The organism is Promicromonospora sp. NPDC050262 (assembly GCF_040655935.1).
Lineage (GTDB): Bacteria > Actinomycetota > Actinomycetes > Actinomycetales > Cellulomonadaceae > Promicromonospora.
In genome coordinates, this window is sequence record NZ_JBFAKX010000001.1 from 632,696 (window position 1) to 652,915 (window position 20,220).

The 20,220-nt window shown below is 70.8% G+C and carries 18 protein-coding genes and 1 tRNA gene; 6 read left to right on the forward strand and 13 right to left on the reverse strand.

Annotated features, from left to right (window positions below):
- Window positions 1-36: 36 nt before the first annotated feature.
- From AB0I29_RS02750 to AB0I29_RS02760, 3 genes are all read right to left on the reverse strand, one after another.
- Complete coding sequence (locus AB0I29_RS02750; RefSeq protein WP_357477756.1) at window positions 37-999, reverse strand: ADP-ribosylglycohydrolase family protein; 963 nt, start codon at window positions 997-999, stop codon at window positions 37-39.
- A 61-nt stretch (window positions 1,000-1,060) separates the two neighbouring features.
- Window positions 1,061-2,818 (reverse strand): glutaminase, encoded by a 1,758-nt coding sequence (locus AB0I29_RS02755; protein WP_357477759.1) that lies wholly within the window; start codon window positions 2,816-2,818, stop codon window positions 1,061-1,063.
- The gene (locus AB0I29_RS02760; RefSeq protein WP_357478122.1) at window positions 2,811-3,506 is read right to left on the reverse strand and encodes a glutaminase; all 696 of its coding nucleotides are present in this window, start codon (window positions 3,504-3,506) and stop codon (window positions 2,811-2,813) included. The genes AB0I29_RS02755 and AB0I29_RS02760 overlap by 8 nt, the downstream gene beginning before the upstream one ends.
- Here AB0I29_RS02760 and AB0I29_RS02765 point away from each other — a divergent pair.
- Window positions 3,505-4,404, forward strand: a complete 900-nt coding sequence (locus tag AB0I29_RS02765) for a hypothetical protein (RefSeq protein WP_357477762.1) — start codon at window positions 3,505-3,507, stop codon at window positions 4,402-4,404. The two genes, AB0I29_RS02760 and AB0I29_RS02765, sit on opposite strands and share 2 nt — an antisense overlap.
- 168 nt (window positions 4,405-4,572) lie before the next feature.
- Here the strand turns inward: AB0I29_RS02765 and AB0I29_RS02770 are convergent, their stop codons facing one another.
- From AB0I29_RS02770 to treY, 4 genes are read right to left on the reverse strand one after another with little or no spacing between them, the layout of a single operon-like run.
- The gene (locus tag AB0I29_RS02770; protein WP_357477764.1) at window positions 4,573-5,109 is read right to left on the reverse strand and encodes a hypothetical protein; all 537 of its coding nucleotides are present in this window, start codon (window positions 5,107-5,109) and stop codon (window positions 4,573-4,575) included.
- 45 nt (window positions 5,110-5,154) lie between these two features.
- On the reverse strand, window positions 5,155-5,538 hold the full coding sequence (locus AB0I29_RS02775) for a hypothetical protein (protein WP_357477767.1): 384 nt from the start codon (window positions 5,536-5,538) through the stop codon (window positions 5,155-5,157).
- A gap of 40 nt (window positions 5,539-5,578) precedes the next feature.
- Entirely contained in the window at window positions 5,579-7,396 is a 1,818-nt protein-coding gene (treZ, locus tag AB0I29_RS02780; RefSeq protein ID WP_357477770.1) for a malto-oligosyltrehalose trehalohydrolase, read from the reverse strand.
- Entirely contained in the window at window positions 7,393-9,900 is a 2,508-nt protein-coding gene (treY, locus tag AB0I29_RS02785; RefSeq protein ID WP_357477773.1) for a malto-oligosyltrehalose synthase, read from the reverse strand. Before treY ends, treZ begins: the two co-directional genes overlap by 4 nt.
- 168 nt (window positions 9,901-10,068) lie before the next feature.
- On the opposite strand from treY, the gene AB0I29_RS02790 reads away from it, so the two are divergent.
- Window positions 10,069-11,028, forward strand: coding sequence for a cation-transporting ATPase (locus tag AB0I29_RS02790; protein WP_357477776.1), 960 nt, complete (start codon window positions 10,069-10,071; stop codon window positions 11,026-11,028).
- Between the two features lie 124 nt (window positions 11,029-11,152).
- Here the strand turns inward: AB0I29_RS02790 and AB0I29_RS02795 are convergent, their stop codons facing one another.
- Window positions 11,153-12,136 (reverse strand): zinc-dependent alcohol dehydrogenase family protein, encoded by a 984-nt coding sequence (locus AB0I29_RS02795; protein ID WP_357477779.1) that lies wholly within the window; start codon window positions 12,134-12,136, stop codon window positions 11,153-11,155.
- Between the two features lie 81 nt (window positions 12,137-12,217).
- On the opposite strand from AB0I29_RS02795, the gene AB0I29_RS02800 reads away from it, so the two are divergent.
- Window positions 12,218-12,601, forward strand: a complete 384-nt coding sequence (locus AB0I29_RS02800) for a helix-turn-helix domain-containing protein (RefSeq protein ID WP_357477782.1) — start codon at window positions 12,218-12,220, stop codon at window positions 12,599-12,601.
- 64 nt (window positions 12,602-12,665) lie between these two features.
- Here the strand turns inward: AB0I29_RS02800 and AB0I29_RS02805 are convergent, their stop codons facing one another.
- Window positions 12,666-13,247, reverse strand: coding sequence for a TetR/AcrR family transcriptional regulator (locus AB0I29_RS02805; protein ID WP_357477785.1), 582 nt, complete (start codon window positions 13,245-13,247; stop codon window positions 12,666-12,668).
- 86 nt (window positions 13,248-13,333) lie between these two features.
- On the opposite strand from AB0I29_RS02805, the gene AB0I29_RS02810 reads away from it, so the two are divergent.
- Entirely contained in the window at window positions 13,334-13,696 is a 363-nt protein-coding gene (locus AB0I29_RS02810) for a DUF4267 domain-containing protein (protein WP_357477788.1), read from the forward strand.
- A 59-nt stretch (window positions 13,697-13,755) separates the two neighbouring features.
- Here AB0I29_RS02810 and AB0I29_RS02815 read toward each other — a convergent pair.
- The 3 genes from AB0I29_RS02815 to AB0I29_RS02825 form a co-directional block, all read right to left on the reverse strand.
- A tRNA-Val gene (locus AB0I29_RS02815) sits at window positions 13,756-13,829 on the reverse strand.
- 93 nt (window positions 13,830-13,922) lie between these two features.
- Window positions 13,923-14,411: a peroxiredoxin gene (locus AB0I29_RS02820; RefSeq protein ID WP_357477790.1), complete on the reverse strand. Its 489-nt coding sequence runs from the start codon at window positions 14,409-14,411 to the stop codon at window positions 13,923-13,925.
- Window positions 14,412-14,417: 6 nt separating this feature from the next.
- The gene (locus tag AB0I29_RS02825; protein WP_285103975.1) at window positions 14,418-14,825 is read right to left on the reverse strand and encodes a DUF3052 domain-containing protein; all 408 of its coding nucleotides are present in this window, start codon (window positions 14,823-14,825) and stop codon (window positions 14,418-14,420) included.
- A gap of 435 nt (window positions 14,826-15,260) precedes the next feature.
- Between AB0I29_RS02825 and aceE the strand changes: the two genes are divergently transcribed.
- Window positions 15,261-18,026, forward strand: a complete 2,766-nt coding sequence (gene aceE, locus AB0I29_RS02830) for a pyruvate dehydrogenase (acetyl-transferring), homodimeric type (RefSeq protein WP_285103973.1) — start codon at window positions 15,261-15,263, stop codon at window positions 18,024-18,026.
- Between the two features lie 105 nt (window positions 18,027-18,131).
- Here the strand turns inward: aceE and AB0I29_RS02835 are convergent, their stop codons facing one another.
- On the reverse strand, window positions 18,132-18,719 hold the full coding sequence (locus AB0I29_RS02835; RefSeq protein WP_285103972.1) for a hypothetical protein: 588 nt from the start codon (window positions 18,717-18,719) through the stop codon (window positions 18,132-18,134).
- A gap of 366 nt (window positions 18,720-19,085) precedes the next feature.
- On the opposite strand from AB0I29_RS02835, the gene AB0I29_RS02840 reads away from it, so the two are divergent.
- Complete coding sequence (locus AB0I29_RS02840; RefSeq protein ID WP_285104393.1) at window positions 19,086-20,219, forward strand: PucR family transcriptional regulator; 1,134 nt, start codon at window positions 19,086-19,088, stop codon at window positions 20,217-20,219.
- Window position 20,220 lies beyond the last annotated feature (1 nt).

Below are 20,220 nucleotides of genomic sequence, written 5' to 3' on the forward strand. Positions count from 1 at the left end.
CCGGATGCCGACCGAGGCGACTCGCAGCCCCGCGAATCAGCTCGCGGCGCGCAACGCCTCGGTCGGCACCCATTCGGGCAGCGCTTCCCGCTGGCCGAGCCACGCGTTCGGCACGCCGACGACGCCGTCCCGGTCACCGTGCCCGGTGTACGCACCCACGATCCCGCCGACGATCGCAGCGGTGGTGTCGACGTCCCCGCCGGCCTCGACACAGGCCTTGATCGCCGCGGGGTAGTCGGTCAGACAGGTAGCTGCGACCCACAGGCAGAACGGCACGGTGTCCTGAGCCGAGACGCGTGACCCGTTCCCGAGCTTCCAGGCGGCCTCGCCCACCGACGCACCCAACAGGTCGCGCGCGGCGGCCACGCCCCTGGCTGTCGCACCGGACAGCAGGTACGGCTCGACGCTGTCGAGCACCTCCTCCGGCTTCGGGATGACGTGCGCAACCGACGCGTCGGCCACGAACGCCGTGGCCACCGCGACGACGACCGCGCCGGCGATCCCTTCCGGATGCGCGTGGGTGACCTCCGACGCGCGGATCGCCTGCTCCGCTGCACGGTCCAGGTCACCTGCGAAGTAGGCGCCGAGCGGCGCGACCCGCATGGCCGCACCATTGCCGAACGACCCGGCGGGAAATGCGGCGACGGTGGCCTTCTGCCACGGCACGCCGTCCCGGATCTGGTGCAGCACCTGGACCGCGCCCGCGCCGTAACCGCGGTAGGGATCGCACCGCTGCGCGAAGTTCTGAGCGATCCTGTCGCGGTCGATCTCAGCGTGCTGGATCAGCTCGGCGGCGACGGTGCAGGCCATGTCGGTGTCGTCGGTCCAGGGCCACGGGCCGGGCGGCAAGGTCCCGTCCCCGAGGAGCAGGGCCGGATCGTTGGTCGGGACGAAGTACTGGGCACCGAGCGCGTCGCCGACCGACAATCCGGCAAGGCTGTTGGCGCACAGTGCGACTCGTTGCTCGGGATGAATGGTCGGGTCAAGGCTGCGTGGCACCCGCAGATCCTGTCAGGCGGAGGACGTCGCGGCCAGCAGCAATCAGGACCCGCCGGGCCGATCAACGGCAGAGGCCGTCGACCCAGACCCGCAAGTCGGGCAGTCCCGCCGGTGCCTCCGCGACGATCTGCTCCACGGGCCTACGGCGTCCCGGCGCGAGCAGCTCGGCAGCCCGCACGAGCTCAGCATGGGGGCGGACGACCCGGTCAGGCTCCGGCTGGAAGTAGCGTTCGCCAGCCTCGAACTCGCTCGGGACGTCGTGCGGCCCGTACCCGTTGGCAAAGAACCACAGCGCGTCCCAGGCGTCGGCGGCCAGGATCGCGACGTCGCCGTCCGACCCGAGATAGACCACCGGCTGATCCACTAGGTCTGCACCCGGCCTGATCATCCACGAGCAGACGTAGCCGCCACCGCCGTCCTGCCCGAAGGAACGAAACTCCTGGCCGGTAACCTCCGGATTTCCCGTCCAGTGCCGGAACCACCAGCCGGTCTCCGCAACAGGCTCCAGCCCGGGGTAGGGCTCGAAGGCGACGCCCCGCCCGTCGTCGTAGTCGTGGCAGGCGTCCATGATCGCGCGCAGCGGCGGGGGCACGTCCTCGGGAACGGGCGGACCGGCCACCTCCCGCACCCAGGCTTCCACCGCAGCGGCATCGTCCTCCGTCAGTCCTAACGTCGGGCTGACGTGGTGCAGCAGCGCCGGACCAGGATGCGCCGCCTCGACCCACTGCACGTCGAGGTCACGGATCTCGTCATCGAGCCAGACGAACGGACGCCCCGCCGCGAACCGGACCAGAGCCGCCGCTTTCCAGTGCAGCCCGCCGGGCACCGGGACATCGTCGTCCTGGTCGAAGTCGACAACCGGCAGTCGGCCGAGCGCCAAGATCGGCGCGACGACGTCGTTCGCGTCCTGCCCCCACGCAGTGGCCCACACCAGCTCGGCTCCAAGCCGGAGCAAGTTGTAGCCGGACGTCCGGCGGAGCTTGGCCAGCTGTGGGTTGGACTGCGCCCGCCACTCCTGAGGGAGGTCCACGGATCGCGACCGGTCGCCAGGCCCGAGCGGCAGAAGGGTGCCGTCGATGTCCAGGAACACGATGGGTCGCTGTGTCACGAACCGGCACCCTACCGGCGGTTGCACCTCACGCCGAGGCCGCCGCCCCCTTCTCCAGCCGCTCCACCACTCGACCGCACGCCCCTGGCTGTCCGAGAACCCGACAACCGTCTCCTCCGGATCGACCAGCGCGATCCGGTGTCCGTCGTCGATGAGCTTCGTCGCCGTCTCGGACGCCGTGCGGCGCGCCACGGGCAGCACCTCGTCCACGCGACTCAGGTCGAACACCACGAGCTCGGTGGCAGGCGGGTCCTCGATGAGCACGCGCACCAGCGACTCGATGCTGCTCAGCACCAGGTCGCCCTGCAGCACGTAGACCGTGGCCGGCTGCCCCTCGATCGTCACCTCGCGTGTCTCACGCAGCGACGACCGGGCGGGCCGGCTGGCCTCCATGAGGTGCAGCCCCAGGTCGTCGGACAGCAGCTGCATCATCTCGACGCCGCGCGCACTGTTGCCGTGCGGGTCCAGGCGCGGGGAGAAGACGGCGACGCCGATCTGCCCGGGCAGGACGCCGATGATGCCGCCGGCCACGCCGCTCTTGGCGGGGATGCCGACCGTGGTCAGCCAGTCGCCGGCGGCGTCGTACATGCCGCACGAGGCCATCACGCTGAGCAGGTGCCGGGTGCCGGTCCTGCTGAACAGCCGCTCGCCGGTGTTGGGTTGGACGCCGCCGTTGGCCAGCGTCGCGGCCATCAGGGCGAGGTCATGCACGGTGACCGACGCCGCACACTGCCGGATGTAGCCGGTGACCGCCGTGCGGGCTCCTGGTGCAGCGCGCCCGAGGAGTGCAGCAGGTAGGCGAGACCCAGGTTACGATCCCCGGTGGCCAGCTCCGAAGCGGCGACCGCCTCGTCCACCTCGATCGTCGCTCGGCGAGCCGCGAGAACAGCCCGAGCATCCGGTCCACCGCCGGCTCCTCATCATCGTTGAGGAGGGCATGGGTGGTGATGGCGCCGGCGTTGATCATCGGGTTGCGCGGCTTGCCGGTCTGGAGATCCAGCGAGAGCTCGTTGAAGGCCTCACCGCTCGGCTCGACGCCGATGTGCTTGAGCACGGTCTTCAGCCCGCGGTCCTCGATCGCCTGGGAGTACGCGAACGGCTTGGACATCGACTGGATGCTGAACTCGTGGTCGGTGTCGCCGCTGGCGTAGACGGTCCCGTTGACCGTGCACAGCGCGACCGCCACCCAGTCCGGGTCGGCCGCCGCCAGCTCCGGGACGTAGTCCGCCAGAGCGCCGGAGTCGATGTGAGCCGTCTGCTCGATGATGGTGTCGAGGTAATCGAGAATTGGTGATCGCATCAGGTCTCCCCCGTGGTCCGTACCGTCCGGCAGGTCAGGCTGCCACACTTCGCTCCGGCCCGAGCGGCAGAAGGGTACCGTCGAGCACAATGACGCCATGACCAGCACGATCGCCGCCGGACCCGGCTGGCACACCGACCCCGCCACGCTGCAGCCCGTGCTCGACGACGAGGTGGCGTTCCGTGCGGCGAACGCCACCGACTCGGCACTGGAGGTGTTCGTCGCCCTGTGGTCGGACGAGCCGAACCGCGCGGCAACGCTGCTCCAGCCGCTGATAGACGGCGACCCGACGTCGCTCCGCCTCCAGGTGCTCGCGGCGGACGTGATCCGCGCCCGCGGCGACACCTCGACCGCGATCAAGATCCTCGAGCTGCTCGTCGGCAGCCACGAGTACAGGTCAGGCGAGGAGGTCGCGGTCCGGCATCTCGGCGAGGCGCTGTTCGCCGTCGGGGACTACCCGCACGCGGCCGCCCGCTTCCGGCGCTCACTGGACCTTCGCCTTGCAGCCGGGGCAGACGCGTCGCTCATCGACACCTCGCGCATGGCGCTGGACCGCGCCCTGGATCTCGTGCCGTGGCCGCTCACTCACACCCGGGCCTGGGGCTGGGGCGTCGCGTTCCTGCACGATCCCGTCGACGGCGAGATCCCTGGGGTCGATGACGCGCCCTCTGTCATCAGGTCGCCGCTCGGACTCTGCGTCCGGGTCCGAAACGCCTCGGACGTCGACTGGCAGGACGACGAACACGGAGCCGACGAACAAGGACCGGGGCTCGTCGCCGTCCATCTCGACCATCCTTCGGCGTTCGCGCGACCGCAGCGGGCCGTCGTCGTCGACACGATGCTGGAGACCCCGAGCAAGTCGTTGCGCCTCGATGACGCCGAGGGCGAGATCCTCCTGCCTGCCCCGAGCGCCCGCACCCGAGTGGTCGTTAGCCACCACGACGACGAGTGGAACCAGCCGGACGAGGTCTGGATCGACCTCTACCCCGCGAGCTAGGTGTGCGTTCCGCCGATCCTCAGCCCACCGAGCTTCCAAGCTCGTCGAGCAGCGCGGCCAGCCGCTCAGGAGCCTCGAACAGGCCTACCCGACTCGATCGGACGACAAGAACCGACTCCGAGAGGGCTCCCCCATTACCGGGTGATCACGGCCCGTTCAAGGCGACAGTCATTCGTAGACGCGGCCAGATTCGAGAAGTTCACCGACCAGGCCCCAACTCCATTCGACCGGCTGTTCCCCCTCCCACAGGCCGGCCGCACCGCATTCCAGCAACGAGTGGGGGTCGAAGTTGTACCAGCGGTGACGTGTCTCGGACCAGACGCCGAAGAACCGCATCTCGTCCGCGAGCTGATTGCCACGCATGCGGTGCAGCTCCGCAGCCTGGAAGCGTACGACTGCCCGCGTGTAATCGAGCCCACCGTCGGCGGGGGCACCATCCGTTGGCCAGTCTGGAGGTTCTACCGATGCCAACCAACGTTCATCGAACTCCGCTGCCTCAGCCGTGAACGCACTGCAGAGAAGGTCGAAGAACAGTTCCTCGTCCATGGAACGCGCGCTTCGCTGATCGATGAGGCGCGACAACGCGAGCAGATACTGCTCTAGTTCGCGGGCCGGGAGTTCACGGATCTCGTCTCGGAGACGGTTGTAGTGCTGTCCGCCGTCGTACTCGTCATCGCGCACTTCGACAGACTCGTAACCGGTCACGGCGCGAGACTACCGAAGCATTTCGACACCTCGTCGCTCGTCAGTTCACCAGAGATGCAGGTAGTCCTTGACGTCGTCGAGACCGTTGAGCGCCCGGCTGTCCACGTCCACCGGATCCGCCTCGGCACGCGCTGCCAAGGAGTGCACCAGCGCGACAGCTTCATCGCTGAGATGTCCGAACCTTCGAGCGGTGTGTCCGAGGCACAGACCGGCCAGCCCGAACAGCGGGCTGCCGGGCACGGCCCGCGTCCCGACCTGCATGCACCAGTGCTCGACGAATTCCCGATCGTTGTCGTTCAAGGCGCTTCCGACCAGCGCATTCGCCGCCTCGCCTTCATAGGCACGGTCGCCGAGCGCCCATTCCAGCGTCTCGACCACCTCGTCGTGCGGCAGTGCTGGAGGGTTGTAGAAACTCCGATGCACATGCATGCCGGGAGGCTACGCCCCTCGCGCGGATAGGCGCGCCCCTTTACCGCAGCACGACAACCCCCGGCCCCCGCACAGTCACCACCACCGCCCCGTCCCGACCCTCCACAACCGCGGCCGCACCCCCGAGCACCACCCCGGTGTCGAGCACCACGTGCGCAGGATCACCGTCCCGCTCCACCACCACCGACACCGGCCCCTCCTCCACCACCAGCACCACATCCACGCACCCACCCGAGCCACCAGGACCACCAGAGCCAGTACGCGTCATCACCACCGCCCCGTCCTGCACCCGCACCGACGTCCCACCCCCCGAAGCAACAGCCGGCTCTGAACGCCGCAGCCCCACCAATCCCCGGTACAGCTCCAGCATCCGCGCCCCGCCCTCCGACGACGCCTCGTCCCAGTCCAGCCGAGACGCCTTAAACGTCGACAACGCCTGCGGATCCGGCACCTCCACATCAGCCCCGTACAGGTCCGCCCACCCGTGCCCGCCGAACTCCGCCGCCCGCCCGCGCGAGATCGCCGCCGCGAGCTCCGGCTCCTCGTGGTCCGAGAAGTACTGGAACGGCGTGGTCGCTCCCCACTCCTCGCCCATGAACAGCATCGGCGTGAACGGCCCGAGCAGCACCACGGCCGCGCTGACCGCGAGCGCCCCCGGTGTCAGCACGCGGGAGGGCCGGTCGCCGAGCGCGCGGTTGCCCACCTGGTCGTGGTTCTGGGAGCAGACGACGAAACGGCGCCGGTCCATGTCGTCCGGCACCGGCGCGCCCCAGGGCTTGCCGCGGAACGTGGACCAGCTGCCGTCGTGCACGAAGACGCCGGTGAGGGCCTTGGCGAGCGTCTCCGGAGTGCCGAAGTCGACGTAGTAGCCCTGCCGTTCACCGGTCAGGAGGGTGTGCAGGGCGTGGTGGACGTCGTCCGCCCACTGCGCCGTCATCCCGTACCCGGTCCGGCCTTGGAACGCCCCACGAGTAGGTGTGACGGTCCGGGGATCGTTCGCATCCGACTCGGCCACCAGCGACAACGGCCGCCCAAGCTCGCGCGCGAGCACAGACACGGCGTCCGACAGCTCCGCCAGCAGGTGCCGCGGCGAGTCGTCCACGAGCGCGTGCACCGCGTCCAGCCGCAGCGCGTCGACGTGGAAGTCGCGGAACCATCGCAGCGCCTTCTCGACGACGAACGCCCGCACCTCGGCGGACCCGTCGCCGTCGAGGTTCACGGCGGCGCCCCACGGGGTCTGGTGCTGGTCGGTGAAGTACGGGCCGAACTCGCCGAGGTAGTTGCCGGAGGGACCGAGGTGGTTGTCGACGACGTCGAGGCAGACGGCGAGCCCGCGGGCGTGGGCGGCGTCGACGAAGCGCTGGAGGGCGGCCGGACCGCCGTACGGTTCGTGCACGGCCCACAGGGCGACGCCGTCGTACCCCCAGCCGTGCCGCCCGCCGAACGCGGCGAGCGGCATGAGCTCGACCATGTCGACGCCGAGGTCGGCGAGGTGGTCGAGGCGTCCGACGGCGGCGTCGAGCGTGCCCTCGGGCGTGAAGGTCCCGACGTGCAGCTCGTAGACGACGGCGCCGCGCACGTCGCGGCCGGCCCAGCCGTCGTCGGACCATGAGTACGCACGTGCGTCGAAGGTGCGCGACGGGCCGTGCACCCCGGCGGGCTGCCAGGGGCTGCGCGGGTCGGGACGCGGCGGCCCGCCGTCGAGCGAGAACGCGTAGTCGGTGCCGGGCGGCAGCGAGCGCGACGCCGCCCACCAGCCGCCGACATCGGCCGCCATGGGTTCCGTCGCGTCGGTCGCCGGCAGCACGAGGTCGACGCGAGACGCGAACGGCGCCCAGACCCGCAGGGGCGCGGTCATGCGGACTCCGCCACCAGCAGCGCCACCGGCCACGACCCCAGCAGCTCCCCCAGCCGCACCGCCCCGCCGGCAAAGAACGACCCCGTCAGCACGGACCGCCACCCCTCCGCCGAGTCCAGTTCCGGCAACACCACGGAGGCCTCACCGAGCCCCGAAGCCTCCCCGAGCCGCGTCGCGACGACGGCCACCCGCGGCCCCGCAGCGTCGAGCCGGACGAACCCGACCGCCCGCCCCGTCGTCACCGGCAGCGGCTCGTACCCCGCGTCCTCGCCCACGAACGCCCCGGGATGCGCCCGCCGCACCCGCAAGGCAGCAGCCGTCAGCACCAGCTTCTCCTCCGCGAGCCCCGACGGCGTCCGCCCGGCATCGAGCGACCCGAGAACAGCCGCGAGCCCTTCCATGTCAACAGGCCGCCGGTTGTCCGGGTCCACGAGCGACGTCCCGGTGACCTCGGTCCCCTGGTAGATGTCGGCGACGCCCGGCACCGTGAGCTGGAGCAGCTTGGTCGTGAGCACCGACCGCCGCACGGTCGGCGTCACCCGCTCGACCCACTCGCTGAGAGCAGCGACGACCTCGGGATGGTTCAGCAACGAGGTCGCGTACTCCACCAGCCCCTCCTCACGGGCTAGGTCGGGCGTGATCCACGTGGTCCACGCCTTCTGCTCGCGCGACGCCTTGACCAGGTACGCGGCGAGCCGCTCGGCCTCGATCGGCCCGTCCGGGGTCCACGTGCCGGCGAGCGTCTGCCACAGCAGGTTCTCGGTGCGCCCGTCGAGGTCGGCAGGCCGTGCATCCGACGTCGCCTCGCGCAGCCGCCGCACCAGCGCGACCCAGGCATCCGGGTGCGAGGCGACGGCCCCGATCCGGGACCGCACGTCCTCGCCACGCTTGGAGTCGTGCGTGGAGCCCGCGGTCATCGTCGCGGGCCACGACTCGGCCAGGTGCCGCGCGTGCTCGTGCAGCTCGTCCGGCCCGACACCGAAGAGCGAAGGCGCGCCGCCCACCTCGCACAGGCTGACCAGGTGGGTCCACCGGTAGTACGCGGTGTCCTCCACGCCCTTGGCCATGACGGCTCCGCACACCTGCGGGAACCGGACGACGAGCTCGGCGCGCCGCTCCTCGTCCCGCCGGCCCGCGGACCCGGCCTCCCGGCCGAGCACCAGGTCGACCACGAGGTCCAGCGTGTCGTGCCGGTCCGGGTCGAGCCGCGACCGGGCGACGTCGGCCGCCTCCCGCACCACGCGCTCCGCCTCGGGCGGAGCTGCCTCCCCCGGCACGACGTACGCGCGGTACCGGCCGAACGCCACGACCAGCTCGACCACGCAGTCCTGCAGCGACCGGAACGTGTGGTCGCGCAGCCGCACGTCCTCGCGGCAGATGTCCGCGACCATGGTGGTCAGCAGGTGGATCTCCGCGTACAGGGAGGTCTCGACGATCTGCCGCTTGGCCTGCTCGATCACGTCGTCGAGGCTCGTCTGCTCGCCCGTCAGCTCCTGCGTCAGGGCGGCGAGCGGGGCCGCGCCGTCGGGGTCGACCTGGAGGGCGTGCAGCCGCCAGGCCGTGTCATAACCGGTGGTCCCGGCGACGGGCCAGTCGTCGGGCAGGGCCTCGCCCTCCTCCAGGATCTTCTCGGCCACGACCCACGCCCGGCCGGTCGCCTCGTGCAGCCGGCGCAGGTAGCCGCGCGGGTCGGCCAGTCCGTCGGGGTGGTCGATCCGGAAGCCGTCGATCACACCCGCGTCGAAGAGCTCGAACAGGAGGGCGTGCGTGGCGTCGAAGACGTCGGCGTCCTCCACGCGGATGCCCGCCAGCGTGCCGACGTCGAAGAAGCGCCGGTAGTTGAGCTCCTCGTCGGCCACGCGCCAGTACGCGAGCCGGTAGTGCTGGCGACCGACCAGCTCCGCGAGCGGCAGGTCCTCGGTCTCGGGCCGCACGGGGAACAGGTGGTCGTAGTACCGCAGCACGGGCTGTGGCTCGCCGTCACCAGGGCCGTCGCCGTCGTCCCCGGGGACGACGACGTGGTCCAGCACGAGCTCCCCCGCGGCCAGCACCGTGCCGATGCGCGCGCCGAGCACCGGCATGAGCAGCCCCTCGCCCTCGGCGAGGCCGCCGTCGAACCACGTCGCGTACGGCGACTCGTGCCCGTGCTTGAGCACGGACCACAGGGCCCGGTTGCGCCAGGCGGGCGTCGGCACGGCCATGTGGTTGGGCACGACGTCGACGACAACGCCCATCCCCCGCGCGTGCGCCGCCGCCGCGAGCCGTTCGAGCCCTTCCCGACCACCCATCACATCGCTGATCCGGGTGTGGTCCACGACGTCGTACCCATGCGTGGAACCGGGCGCCGCCTGCAGCACGGGCGAGAGGTAGAGGTCGGTGATCCCGAGGGTGTCGAGGTACGGGAGGGCTTTCTCGGCGTCCGCGAACGTGAGGTCGGGGCCGAGCTGCAGCCGGTAGGTGCTCACCGGGGTGCGGCGGCCGGGTCCAGGGAGATGGGAATGCACTGTGCCTCCGTCGCTCGGTGGTCGTCCGGCCGTCCCGCGTGCTCCACACAATGGCTGATCACGGGGTATATCGCCAGGCCACCGGGTGAATCTCTCATCCTGGTCTCACGTACTTCTCATGATGGCCTGGAAGCGTGGTCCTTCCGCCCGACGGAAGGAACGGACCGCATGTCCAAGCTCACGAACATGATCGGCCTGGCCAAGAAGATGCTCGACTCGCAGAACGGGCAGCAGCAACAGCAGGGCGCTCCGCAGGGCGGCACGACGGGCCAGAGATCCTGGCAGTCCACGCTCCAGGACATCGCCGGCGCGGTGACCGGGCGCGATCAGCAGCAGGGTGCGCCGGGTCAGGGTTACCCGGCTGCGCAGCAGGGCTACCCGACAGGTCAGCAGGGTTACCCTGCCGCCGCGCAGGGCCGGCCGGGTGCGCCGGGAGCCACCGACGCCGACCGCCAGGCGATTGCCCGCTACGACTACCTCATGCAGACCGCCGACCCGCACCAGATCGAGCGGATCCACGCCGAGTCGTTCGCGCGTCTGACGCCGGCGCAACGCCAGGACGTGCTGCAGCGCATGCAGACGGATCTCCCGCCGCACGAGCAGCCCCGGTCCGCCGACCCTCGCGAGCTGTCCGTGGCGGCTGCCCGATCCGAGGCCCGCCGACCGGGCTCCATGCGTTCGGTGCTCGCCAAGGTCGGCACGGGTGGCGTCGTCGCCGGGGTCGCCGTGGGCGCGGTCGGCATCCTGGGCGCCGTCGCGGCCGGCGCGATCGTGAGCAGCGTGGCCGGCCCGATCCTGGAGAACGCGGCGAACCTCGGCGTCGACTTCGAGTCGCTCGCGGCGGGCGTCGACGTCGAGGGCCTGACTGCGGCAGCCGGCGAGTTCGGCACCGGTGCCCTCGGCGAGGCAGCCGCGGGCATCGGTGAGTACGGGACCGGTGCGCTGGGCGAGGCAGCCGCCGGGGTCGAGGACCTCGGCGCCGGCTACGTCGACCAGGCCACCACGGGCGTCGAGGACCTCGCCGGCACGGCCGAGGGTGCGGTGTCCGGGGTCGGGGACCAGGTCTCGGAGGCGGGCCAGTCGCTCTCGGACATCGCGGAGAAGTTCGACCCGCGCAACTTCTTCTAGGACGTACCAGCGCGACGACGACCGAGTCGGTTCCGGACGTCGTCGCGCTGGTCTCGCAGCACTGTCGATCCCTCCAGGAGGGTGCGCCGTCGACGGAGAGGCCCGCCCCTCCCGGGCATCGCACCTAGACGGTGACGACGACCTTCCCGCCGGTGCGTCGCCCGGACTCGAGGTGCCGGTGCGCGTCCGCGACGTCCGCGAGGTCGAACACCGCGTCGATGGCCGGGGCCAGAGCGCCGAGTCGCACACCGGCGGTCAGGAAGGCGGCCATCCGCCGCACGACGACGGGATCAGTCGTGTGCTCGAAGCTCCGGTACCGACCAGTGACGCGGACCTTGTCCGGCGAGGGCGGCGTGGGGCGCGCATCAAGAAATCCCGCCGGGACGAGAACGCCGTCGGGTCGAGTGGCCTCGACGAGGTCGCGCTGCCCCGGCCCTGTGACGAGGTCGAGGGTGATGTCGGCCCCCGCGCCATCGGTATGGCGACGCGTCGCGTCCACGAGATCCTCATGATCGGTGGCGACGACCGCACGTGCGCCGACGGCGAGCAGCTCGTCGACGGCCGTCGCGCGTCGGGTGACAGCGATGGGCACCGCGCCGATCTGGTTCGCGACCTGGATGGCCGCCCGGCCGACGCCACCGGAGGCCGCCGTGATGAGGACACGGTCGGCGGGCCGCATCCCCGCCGTCTCGACCAGGGCACCGTATGCGGTGGAGTACGCGACCCAGACCGCCGCCGACTCCACGACTCCGAGACCGGCCGGGCGTGCAAGGACCTGGTTCGCGGGAACCGTCGTGTACTCGGCATAACTGCCTCGGACGTGTGCGTCCGGCACCGCCGCCAGGATCACCGGATCGCCGATACCCCACGAGCCGACGCCGGCACCCACCGCGTCGATGACACCGGTGCCCTCGACCCCCAGGCGTGCGTGGGGCAGCGGAGCCTGCATCGGCGGCATGCCCGCTCGCGTCATGACGTCGAGCGGATTGACCGCGAAGGCTTCGATCCTGACCCGCACCTCACCCTGTCCGGGTTCGATGACGGGTTCGTCGACGATGTGCAGGACGTCCGGGCCGCCCACTGCGTCGAACACGACCACTCGTGGCATGGTTTCTCCTTCGTTCGTTCCAGGCGCTGCTCCTGACGACGCTACGGATCGTTGAGTTACCGACTGGTACCTTGTGACGTCATGCAGGGTTCCGGAGGATCCGTATTCCTCGCCGACTGCCCGACGCGCCTGGCGGTCGAGATCATCTCCGACAAGTGGGCCGTGCTGGTGCTGTACGCACTGAGCGGCCCCTCCCGGCGGCACGGCGAGCTCATCGACCTCATCGGCGGCATCTCGCGCAAGGTCCTCACCCAGACGCTCCGCCGCCTGCAGGACTACGGCTTGGTGGAACGGCATGCCCCGACGCGGCGGCAGGTCGCATACAGCCTGACCACGCTCGGCCGAACTCTGATAGAGCCCATCGAGGTCCTGACAGACTGGGCCAAGGATCACGGCGAAGCCGTCGCCGACTTCCACGAAGCCGCTGAAGCCGCACGAGCGGCCGCCGCACGCACGGCGAGCTGACCTCACTGCGACGGCGCGCCACAGCCCGCCACGTTCGAGCTCCGATCTCGCCCTCGGTTGCGGGTCAGCCCTTCCCCACCGCGAACCGCCCGATCAGCAGCCCCAGCCGCTGGTCGTGCCAGGCCGCCGGAAGCCGCCCGCTGCGCTCGAGCATCGCCAGGCCATGCAGGCTCGCCCAGAAGGTCTCGGTGAGGACGCCGGGATCGTCATCGCCGGCCAGCGGCTCGACCGCCGCGAGCAGCTCGCCGAACCCCTCGCGGAGGTAGGCCGGGCCGTCCTCGCTGGCGAACTGCACCTCGACGGTGTGGGTGAACATCGCGTCGTAGAGCGCCGGGCGCTTCCGGGCGAAGTCCGTGTAGGCCGCCGCGACCGCGGCCAGGGCCTCGGACGCGCCGGTGGCGGCGGTGCGCGCGGTGCGCATCTCGTTCGCCAGCTCGCCGAAACCCTCGGCGGCCACCGCCGTCATGATGGCGTCCTTGCCCTTGAAGTGGCTGTACAGGACGGGCTGGCTGTACTCGATCTCGGCGGCGAGCCGGCGGGTCGTGACCGCTTCCCAGCCCTCCGCCTCGGCCAGCTCACGCGCGGCCCGGACGATCAGTTCCTCGCGCTGAGCCCGCTCGCGCTCGCGGCGCGTCCCTGTTGCCATGCGCCGATTCTAGCACTGCTAGGAAATCTGTCCCCGCTCTGCTAGCGTTGCTATATCAGCTATCAGCGCTAGCAAGGAGACCTGACATGACCGTCGTCGCATACGCCCTGGCCGTGGTCCTCAACCTGTTCATCCTCTTCATCGGGGCGCGGTTCCTGCTCAGCCCCTTTGCCGCCGCGGCCGGCTACGGCGTCCCGGCCATGCAGGACCGGGCCTACCTCGAGATCAAGGGCCTGCGGGACGCCACGTTCGGGATCGTGGGGCTGACGCTGCTCGCGTTCGCCGGGGCGCACGCCGCGGGCTGGTTCATGCTCGCCGTCGCGGTGGCGCCGCTCGGGGACACCGTGATCATCCTGCGGCACGGCGGGCGCAAGGCGGTGGCGTTCGGGATCCACTTCGCCACGGCCGTCGTCGTCCTGATCAGCGCGGCCCTGCTGTTCGCCGTCTGAACGAGCGGCTGGACGACGGCGGTGTCGCCGCAGGTCACGCCCCAAGAAGGAGCGGTAGGTGGGCCCGGAGGGATTCGAACCCCCGACATCCACGGTGTAAACGTGGCGCTCTAACCAACTGAGCTACGAGCCCCGGCAGCACTGCCTCGGCAGCACAAGACCAGCAGCGGACAACAATACCTGCCCCGCGCCCCGGACCTGGTCAGATTTACCGGCCGGGGAGGGGTCAGATCTCCTCGACCGCCCGGCGGTAGTCCTCCAGGTCACGCGCCTGTCCGCGCGGGTTGACCACGGTCCACCGGACGATCCCGTCGGCATCGATCAGGAACGACCCGCGCAGCGCGATGCCCGAACCCTCGTCGAACACGCCGTAGGCGCGCGCGACATCGCCGTGCGGCCAGAAGTCCGAGAGGAGGTCGAACTGGTAGCCCTCCGCGGCCTGCCACGCCTTGAGCGTGAACACCGCGTCGGTCGAGATCACGAACAGCCGCACGCCGGCGGTCTCGAAGTCCTCGATGTTGTCGCGCAGCTCGCACAGCTCGCCGGTGCAGGTGCCGGAGAAGGCGAACGGCACGAAGACCACCAGCACCGGCGTGCCACGCAGGTCGGACAGCGTGGTCGGGGTGCCGTGGGTGTCGGGGAGCGTGAAGTCGGGTGCGGGGTCACCCGGCTTCAGCGCCACCGTCGCAGCGGGCGCGCCGGAGAGCTCGGTCATGACCGGCTACTTGCCCCGGCCCCGGTAGCCGAGCTTCGTGGCCGACCAGTCCTCCGCGATGGCGAAGGTGCTCGTGGTCTGCAGGCCAGCGGTGGTGGCCGCCTCCTGGATGTCACCGTGGCCCACCTCGCCGTCGCGCCCGGGCTTGGGCGTGAAGATCCAGATCAGGCCGCCGTCGTCGAGGACGGTCTGCACGTCGACCAGTGCATCGGTGAGGTCGCCGTCGTCGTCGCGCCACCAGAGGATGACGCCGTCGGTGACGTCACCGAAGTCCTCGTCCTCCAGCTCGCTGCCGATGATCTTCTCGATCTCGGCGCGGAGCGCTTCGTCGACGTCGTCTCCCCAGCCGAACTCCTGCACGACCTGGCCGGCCTCGAAGCCGAGGCGCCCCGCGCCCTGGGTGTCCGTGCTCACTTGGTTGATCGTTCCTCTCTCTGTCCGGCACTGGTTGCCGGGTCGCGTCCATCTTCTGTCGGCCCGCCGTCGGGCCCTCCGTCGCCAAAGGTAGTGCACGCACCCCGGCCATGCCTCGCAACCAGGACGTGTGGTGCCTTTTTGATGATTCGATCCGACCTCGGCAACGCCCTGGTCATGCACTCAGTCTCAATATTGCGATACCGGGTATCAATACTGGTGCGAACCGCCACAGACGTAACGCAGATCACGCGCTCTTGACCGCCCTATGGTGTGGACGGAGGCTGTGAGGGGACAGAATAGATAGACCACCTGTGCGTGGGCGTGCACAGCCGCAACCCCAGCTGTGGCGACGCTGCCGACGCGACGGGTCCTGACGAGGCGGCGGGGAGCGCGAACCGCGACCGCGCCGCGCGACACCGAGAGAGGTTGCTGGTGGCTTCGTTTGACGAGACCGGACCGCTGATCAACGGTCTGCTCAGCGCCGTACCTGACATCGACCCGGCCGAGACCGAGGAATGGGTCGAGTCCTTCGACGGGCTGATCGACGACAAGGGCGGACCCCGCGCCAGATACGTCATGCTCAACCTGCTGCGCCGCGCGCGGGAGCGGAACGTGAGCATCCCCGCGTCGATGGCGACGCCCTATGTGAACACCATCGGTGTCCACGAGGAGCCGTACTTCCCGGGCGACGAGGCCATGGAGCGTCGCTACCGCTCGTGGATCCGCTGGAACGCGGCGGTCATGGTGACGCGCGCCCAGCGCGAGGGCCTCGGCGTCGGCGGCCACATCTCCTCGTACGCCTCCGTCGCGACGCTCTACGAGGTGGGCCTGAACCACTTCTTCCGTGGCAAGGACCACCCGGGCGGCGGCGACCAGATCTACTTCCAGGGCCACGCCTCCCCCGGCGTCTACGCCCGTGGCTACCTCGAGGGCCGCCTGACGGCGGAGCAGCTCGACGGTTTCCGCCAGGAGAAGTCGCACGCGGGCGGCGGTCTGCCGTCGTACCCGCACCCGCGCCTCATGCAGGACTTCTGGGAGTTCCCGACCGTCAGCATGGGCCTCGGCCCGGCGTCGGCGGTCTACCAGGCCTGGACCAACAAGTACCTGCACAACCGCGGGATCAAGGACACCAGCCAGCAGGACGTCTGGGCGTTCCTGGGCGACGGCGAGATGGACGAGCCGGAGAGCCGCGGCATGATCCAGCACGCCGCGCAGCAGCAGCTGGACAACCTGACCTTCGTCGTCAACTGCAACCTGCAGCGCCTCGACGGCCCGGTGCGCGGCAACGGCAAGATCGTCCAGGAGCTGGAGGCCCAGTTCAAGGGCGCCGGCTGGAACGTCATCAAGGTCGTGTGGGGCCGCGAGTGGGACGCCCTGCTCAACGCCGACAAGGACCGCGCGCTGGTCAACCTGATGAACGTCACCCCCGACGGTGACTACCAGACGTACCGCGCGGAGTCCGGCGCGTTCATCCGCGAGCACTTCTTCGGGCGCGACCCGCGCACCAAGGCCCTCGTCGAGAACATGACGGACGAGGACATCTGGAACATGAAGCGCGGTGGCCACGACTACCGCAAGCTGTACGCGGCCTACTCCGCGGCGCGCGCGCACACGGGCCAGCCGACCATCATCCTGGCGCACACCGTCAAGGGCTACGGCCTGGGCGCCGGCTTCGCCGGCCGCAACGCGACGCACCAGATGAAGAAGCTCAAGGGCGACGACCTCAAGACGCTGCGCGACTCCCTGCGCATCCCGATCTCGGACGCCGAGCTCGAGGCCGACCCGTACCTGCCGCCGTACTACCACCCGGGCCCCGACGCACCGGAGATCCAGTACATGCTGGAGCGCCGCCGTCAGCTCGGTGGCTTCGTGCCGGAGCGCCGCACGACGGCGAAGACCACCCTGACGCTGCCGGAGGACAAGTCCTACGAGCTGCTGAAGAAGGGCTCCGGCACGCAGCAGGTCGCCACGACCATGTCGTTCGTCCGGCTGCTCAAGGACCTCTTCAAGGCCAAGGACTTCGGCAACCGCATCGTGCCGATCATCCCGGACGAGGCCCGCACGTTCGGTCTGGACTCGATCTTCCCGAGCGCCAAGATCTTCAACACGCTCGGCCAGAACTACCTCGCCGTGGACCGCGAGCTCATGCTGAGCTACAAGGAGTCCGAGTCCGGCCAGATCATGCACACCGGCATCAACGAGGCCGGTTCCGCGGCCGCGTTCCAGTCGGTCGGCACGTCGTACGCCACGCACGGCGAGCCGATGATCCCGGTCTACATCTTCTACTCGATGTTCGGGTTCCAGCGCACGGGCGACCAGTTCTGGGCGGCCGGCGACCAGCTCACGCGCGGCTTCATCATCGGCGCCACCGCGGGCCGCACCACGCTGACCGGCGAGGGCCTGCAGCACGCCGACGGCCACAGCCCGCTCATCGCCGGCACCAACACCGCGATCGTGCAGTACGACCCGGCCTACGGGTACGAGATCCGGCACATCGTGCGCGACGGCATCGAGCGCATGTACGGCCCGGGCGAGAACGGCCACACGCCCGACGGGCGCGCGCAGGACGTCATGTACTACCTCACGGTGTACAACGAGCCGATGGTCCAGCCGGCCGAGCCGGAGGACGTCGACGTCGAGGGCATCAAGCGCGGCATCCACCGCATCTCGGTGTCCGACGCCGAGGGTCCCAAGGCCCAGCTCCTCGCCTCCGGCGTGGGTGTGCCGTGGGCCCTGGAGGCGCAGCAACTCCTCAAGGAGGACTGGGGCGTCTCGGCCGACGTCTGGTCGGTGACGAGCTGGAACGAGCTGCGTCGCGACGCCCTCGCGGCGGAGCACGACGCCCTCGTCGACCCGTCGGCGCCGCTGCGCACCCCGTACGTCACGGAGAAGCTGTCCGGCGCCCAAGGGCCGTTCGTCGCCACCAGCGACTACGACCACCTGGTCCCCGACCAGATCCGCGCGTGGGTGCCCGGCGACTACGCGGTGCTCGGTGCGGACGGCTTCGGCTTCTCCGACACCCGCGCGGCCGCACGGCGCTACTTCCTCATCGACGGCCCGTCGATGGTGGTCCGTACGCTGCAGGTCCTCGCCCGCCGTGGCGAGGTCCCCGCCGACGTCGTGAGCAAGGCCGTCGAGAAGTACAGCCTGCTCGACGTCACCGCCGGCACGTCCGGCAACGCGGGCGGCGACAGCTGACCCTCGGGTAGCAGAAGAGCTGCGGCGCACCGGTCCACCGGTGCGCCGCAGCTCTCTCTGTGTCCCGCGCGTGTTCCGAGCGCGTTCCGAGCGCGTTCCGAGCGGTCAGGCCGGCTTCCGCCGCTCGGCCTCCGCGATCGCCTTCGCCAGCTCCTCCTGCAGCGGCTTGACCGCCTTGGTGTCCGGGTGCAGGTCCAGGGCGCGCAGGTGCTGCTTCGCCTCGAACACCCGGTCGGCCTCCAGCGCCGCGAGCACGAGGTGCTTGCCGACGACGGGCGAGTGCTCCCGCACCCGCCAGTGCCCCACACCCAGGCCCAGGGCCTCGACCGGCATCCCGTTGTCGCGCAGGATCGCCAGGCCCTCGGCCAGGGCGTTGCCGTCCGGGTCCCGCTCGGCGGCGGTGATGAACCGGCGGACGGCGCCCTCCGGGTCGTCGGCCAGCGACAGCCGGCCCAGCTCGATCAGCGGGTACCAGCCCCGCGGGTGCCCGGCCAGCTCCTCCGCGAGGGACCAGACCGCGAGATCGGCCTCGCGCTGCTTCGACTCCGGGATCTCGTCGGAGTCCCGCAGCGGGTCCTCCAGCGTCGGGTCCTCGGCGGCCCGCCGGCGGACGATCTCCGCCAGGGCGGCGAACGCCTCCTCGTTGTTGGGATCGTCGGTCAGCTGCGCTCGTAGCGCGTCCTCGTGCCCCACGTCCCCACGTCGGGGTGCCGATGGTGACGGCCGGCGAGCCCCGACCGTGGACGCAGACAAGGGCCGACGGATGAGGCGACGGAGCCGGTGCATCAGGGCCATGCCTCGACCCTACAGTTTCTCACCCGCACTCACTGGAATAGCACTGTCGCGAAAGTCCGTTTGTGGACTCCCCACAACTCGGGCTCGTATGCTGCCGGGGTGCCAGCTACGCGACGGGCCGCTCGAGGCAGCGCCCAGAAGACCGACCGGGAGGCCGGGCAAGCGACCGACCGCAGCGCGGACCAGGACACTGGTCAGGCACCCGGGGCCGGTCCCGAGGGCACCCCGGAGCCCGACGCCGGTCTGGACCCCGCCGGCTTCCCGATGAACCTCCAGCGCGTCCGCGAGGCCAGCGGCGTGCTCACGGCCGCGGCGATGCGCCGGCTCGACGAGGACCTCAGCTGGTACCGCGAGCTGCCCGCGGAGGACCGCTCGTACGTGGGCCTCGTGGCCCAGGCCGGCATCAACGCGTTCACGTCCTGGTTCACGGACCCCAACCGGCCGCCGCACGGCGTCAGCGAGATCTTCGCCGCGGCGCCCACCGAGCTGACCCGCTCCATCTCCCTGCAGCACACGCTGCAGCTCGTGCGCGTGGTGGTCGACGTCGTCGAGACGCACTCCGACCGGATCGCCGCTCCCGGCGGCGAGCGCGACCTGCGCGAGGCCGTGCTGCGCTACTCCCGCGAGGTCGCGTTCTCCGCCGCCGAGGTCTACGCCCGCGCCGCCGAGTGGCGCGGCGCCTGGGACGCCCGCCTGGAGGCGCTCGTGGTCGACGCCCTGGTGCGCGGCGACGGCGACGACTCGCTGCGCTCCCGCATCTCGGCCCTCGGCTGGAGCGGCCGGGGCAACGCGCTCGTGGTCGTGGGGCTCGCGACCGAGGAGCTCGACGAGATCCGCACCGCCGAGATCCGCCGGGTGGCCCGCCGCGCCGCGGGCGACGCCCTCGTCGGCATCCACGGCGACCGGCTCGTGCTCGTGCTCGGCGGCGAGGGCGACCTGGTGGCCGCCGCGACGGCGCTGATGTCCCGGTTCGGCACGGGGCCCGTGGTGATCGGTACCCAGGTGCCCAGCCTGACCGACGCCCCGCGATCGGCCCGCTCCGCGCTCGCCGGCCTCACGGCCGCGCCGGCGTGGCCCCAGGCGCCCCGCCCGGTCATGGCGGACGACCTGCTGCCCGAGCGTGTGCTGACCGGCGACTACACCGCCCGTGCCACGCTCATCGCCCAGGCGTTCACCCCGCTGCAGGACGCCGGCGGCGCCGTGCTGGAGACCCTCTCGGCCTACCTCGGCACGGGCCGGTCCCTGGAGGCCGCCGCCCGTCATCTGTACGTTCACCCCAACACGGTGCGCTACCGCCTGCGCAAGGTCTCCGAGATCACGGGCTGGGACCCGCTCGACGCCCGCGAGTCGTTCGTGCTGCAGGTGGCGCTGGCGCTGGGCCAGCTCGGCCGGGGCTGAG

Excerpts from the sequence above, each read along its gene's own strand:
- AB0I29_RS02775 (WP_357477767.1), bottom strand. The coding sequence starts at position 5,538 with ATGCATGTGCATCGGAGTTTCTACAACCCTCCAGCACTGCCGCACGAC.
- AB0I29_RS02790 (WP_357477776.1), top strand. The coding sequence starts at position 10,069 with ATGTCCAAGCTCACGAACATGATCGGCCTGGCCAAGAAGATGCTCGAC.
- AB0I29_RS02805 (WP_357477785.1), bottom strand. The coding sequence starts at position 13,247 with ATGGCAACAGGGACGCGCCGCGAGCGCGAGCGGGCTCAGCGCGAGGAA.
- treZ (WP_357477770.1), bottom strand. The coding sequence starts at position 7,396 with ATGACCGCGCCCCTGCGGGTCTGGGCGCCGTTCGCGTCTCGCGTCGAC.
- AB0I29_RS02820 (WP_357477790.1), bottom strand. The coding sequence starts at position 14,411 with ATGACCGAGCTCTCCGGCGCGCCCGCTGCGACGGTGGCGCTGAAGCCG.
- AB0I29_RS02840 (WP_285104393.1), top strand. The coding sequence starts at position 19,086 with ATGAACCTCCAGCGCGTCCGCGAGGCCAGCGGCGTGCTCACGGCCGCG.
- AB0I29_RS02800 (WP_357477782.1), top strand. The coding sequence starts at position 12,218 with ATGCAGGGTTCCGGAGGATCCGTATTCCTCGCCGACTGCCCGACGCGC.
- AB0I29_RS02795 (WP_357477779.1), bottom strand. The coding sequence starts at position 12,136 with ATGCCACGAGTGGTCGTGTTCGACGCAGTGGGCGGCCCGGACGTCCTG.
- AB0I29_RS02760 (WP_357478122.1), bottom strand. The coding sequence starts at position 3,506 with ATGGCGTCATTGTGCTCGACGGTACCCTTCTGCCGCTCGGGCCGGAGC.
- AB0I29_RS02765 (WP_357477762.1), top strand. The coding sequence starts at position 3,505 with ATGACCAGCACGATCGCCGCCGGACCCGGCTGGCACACCGACCCCGCC.
- AB0I29_RS02810 (WP_357477788.1), top strand. The coding sequence starts at position 13,334 with ATGACCGTCGTCGCATACGCCCTGGCCGTGGTCCTCAACCTGTTCATC.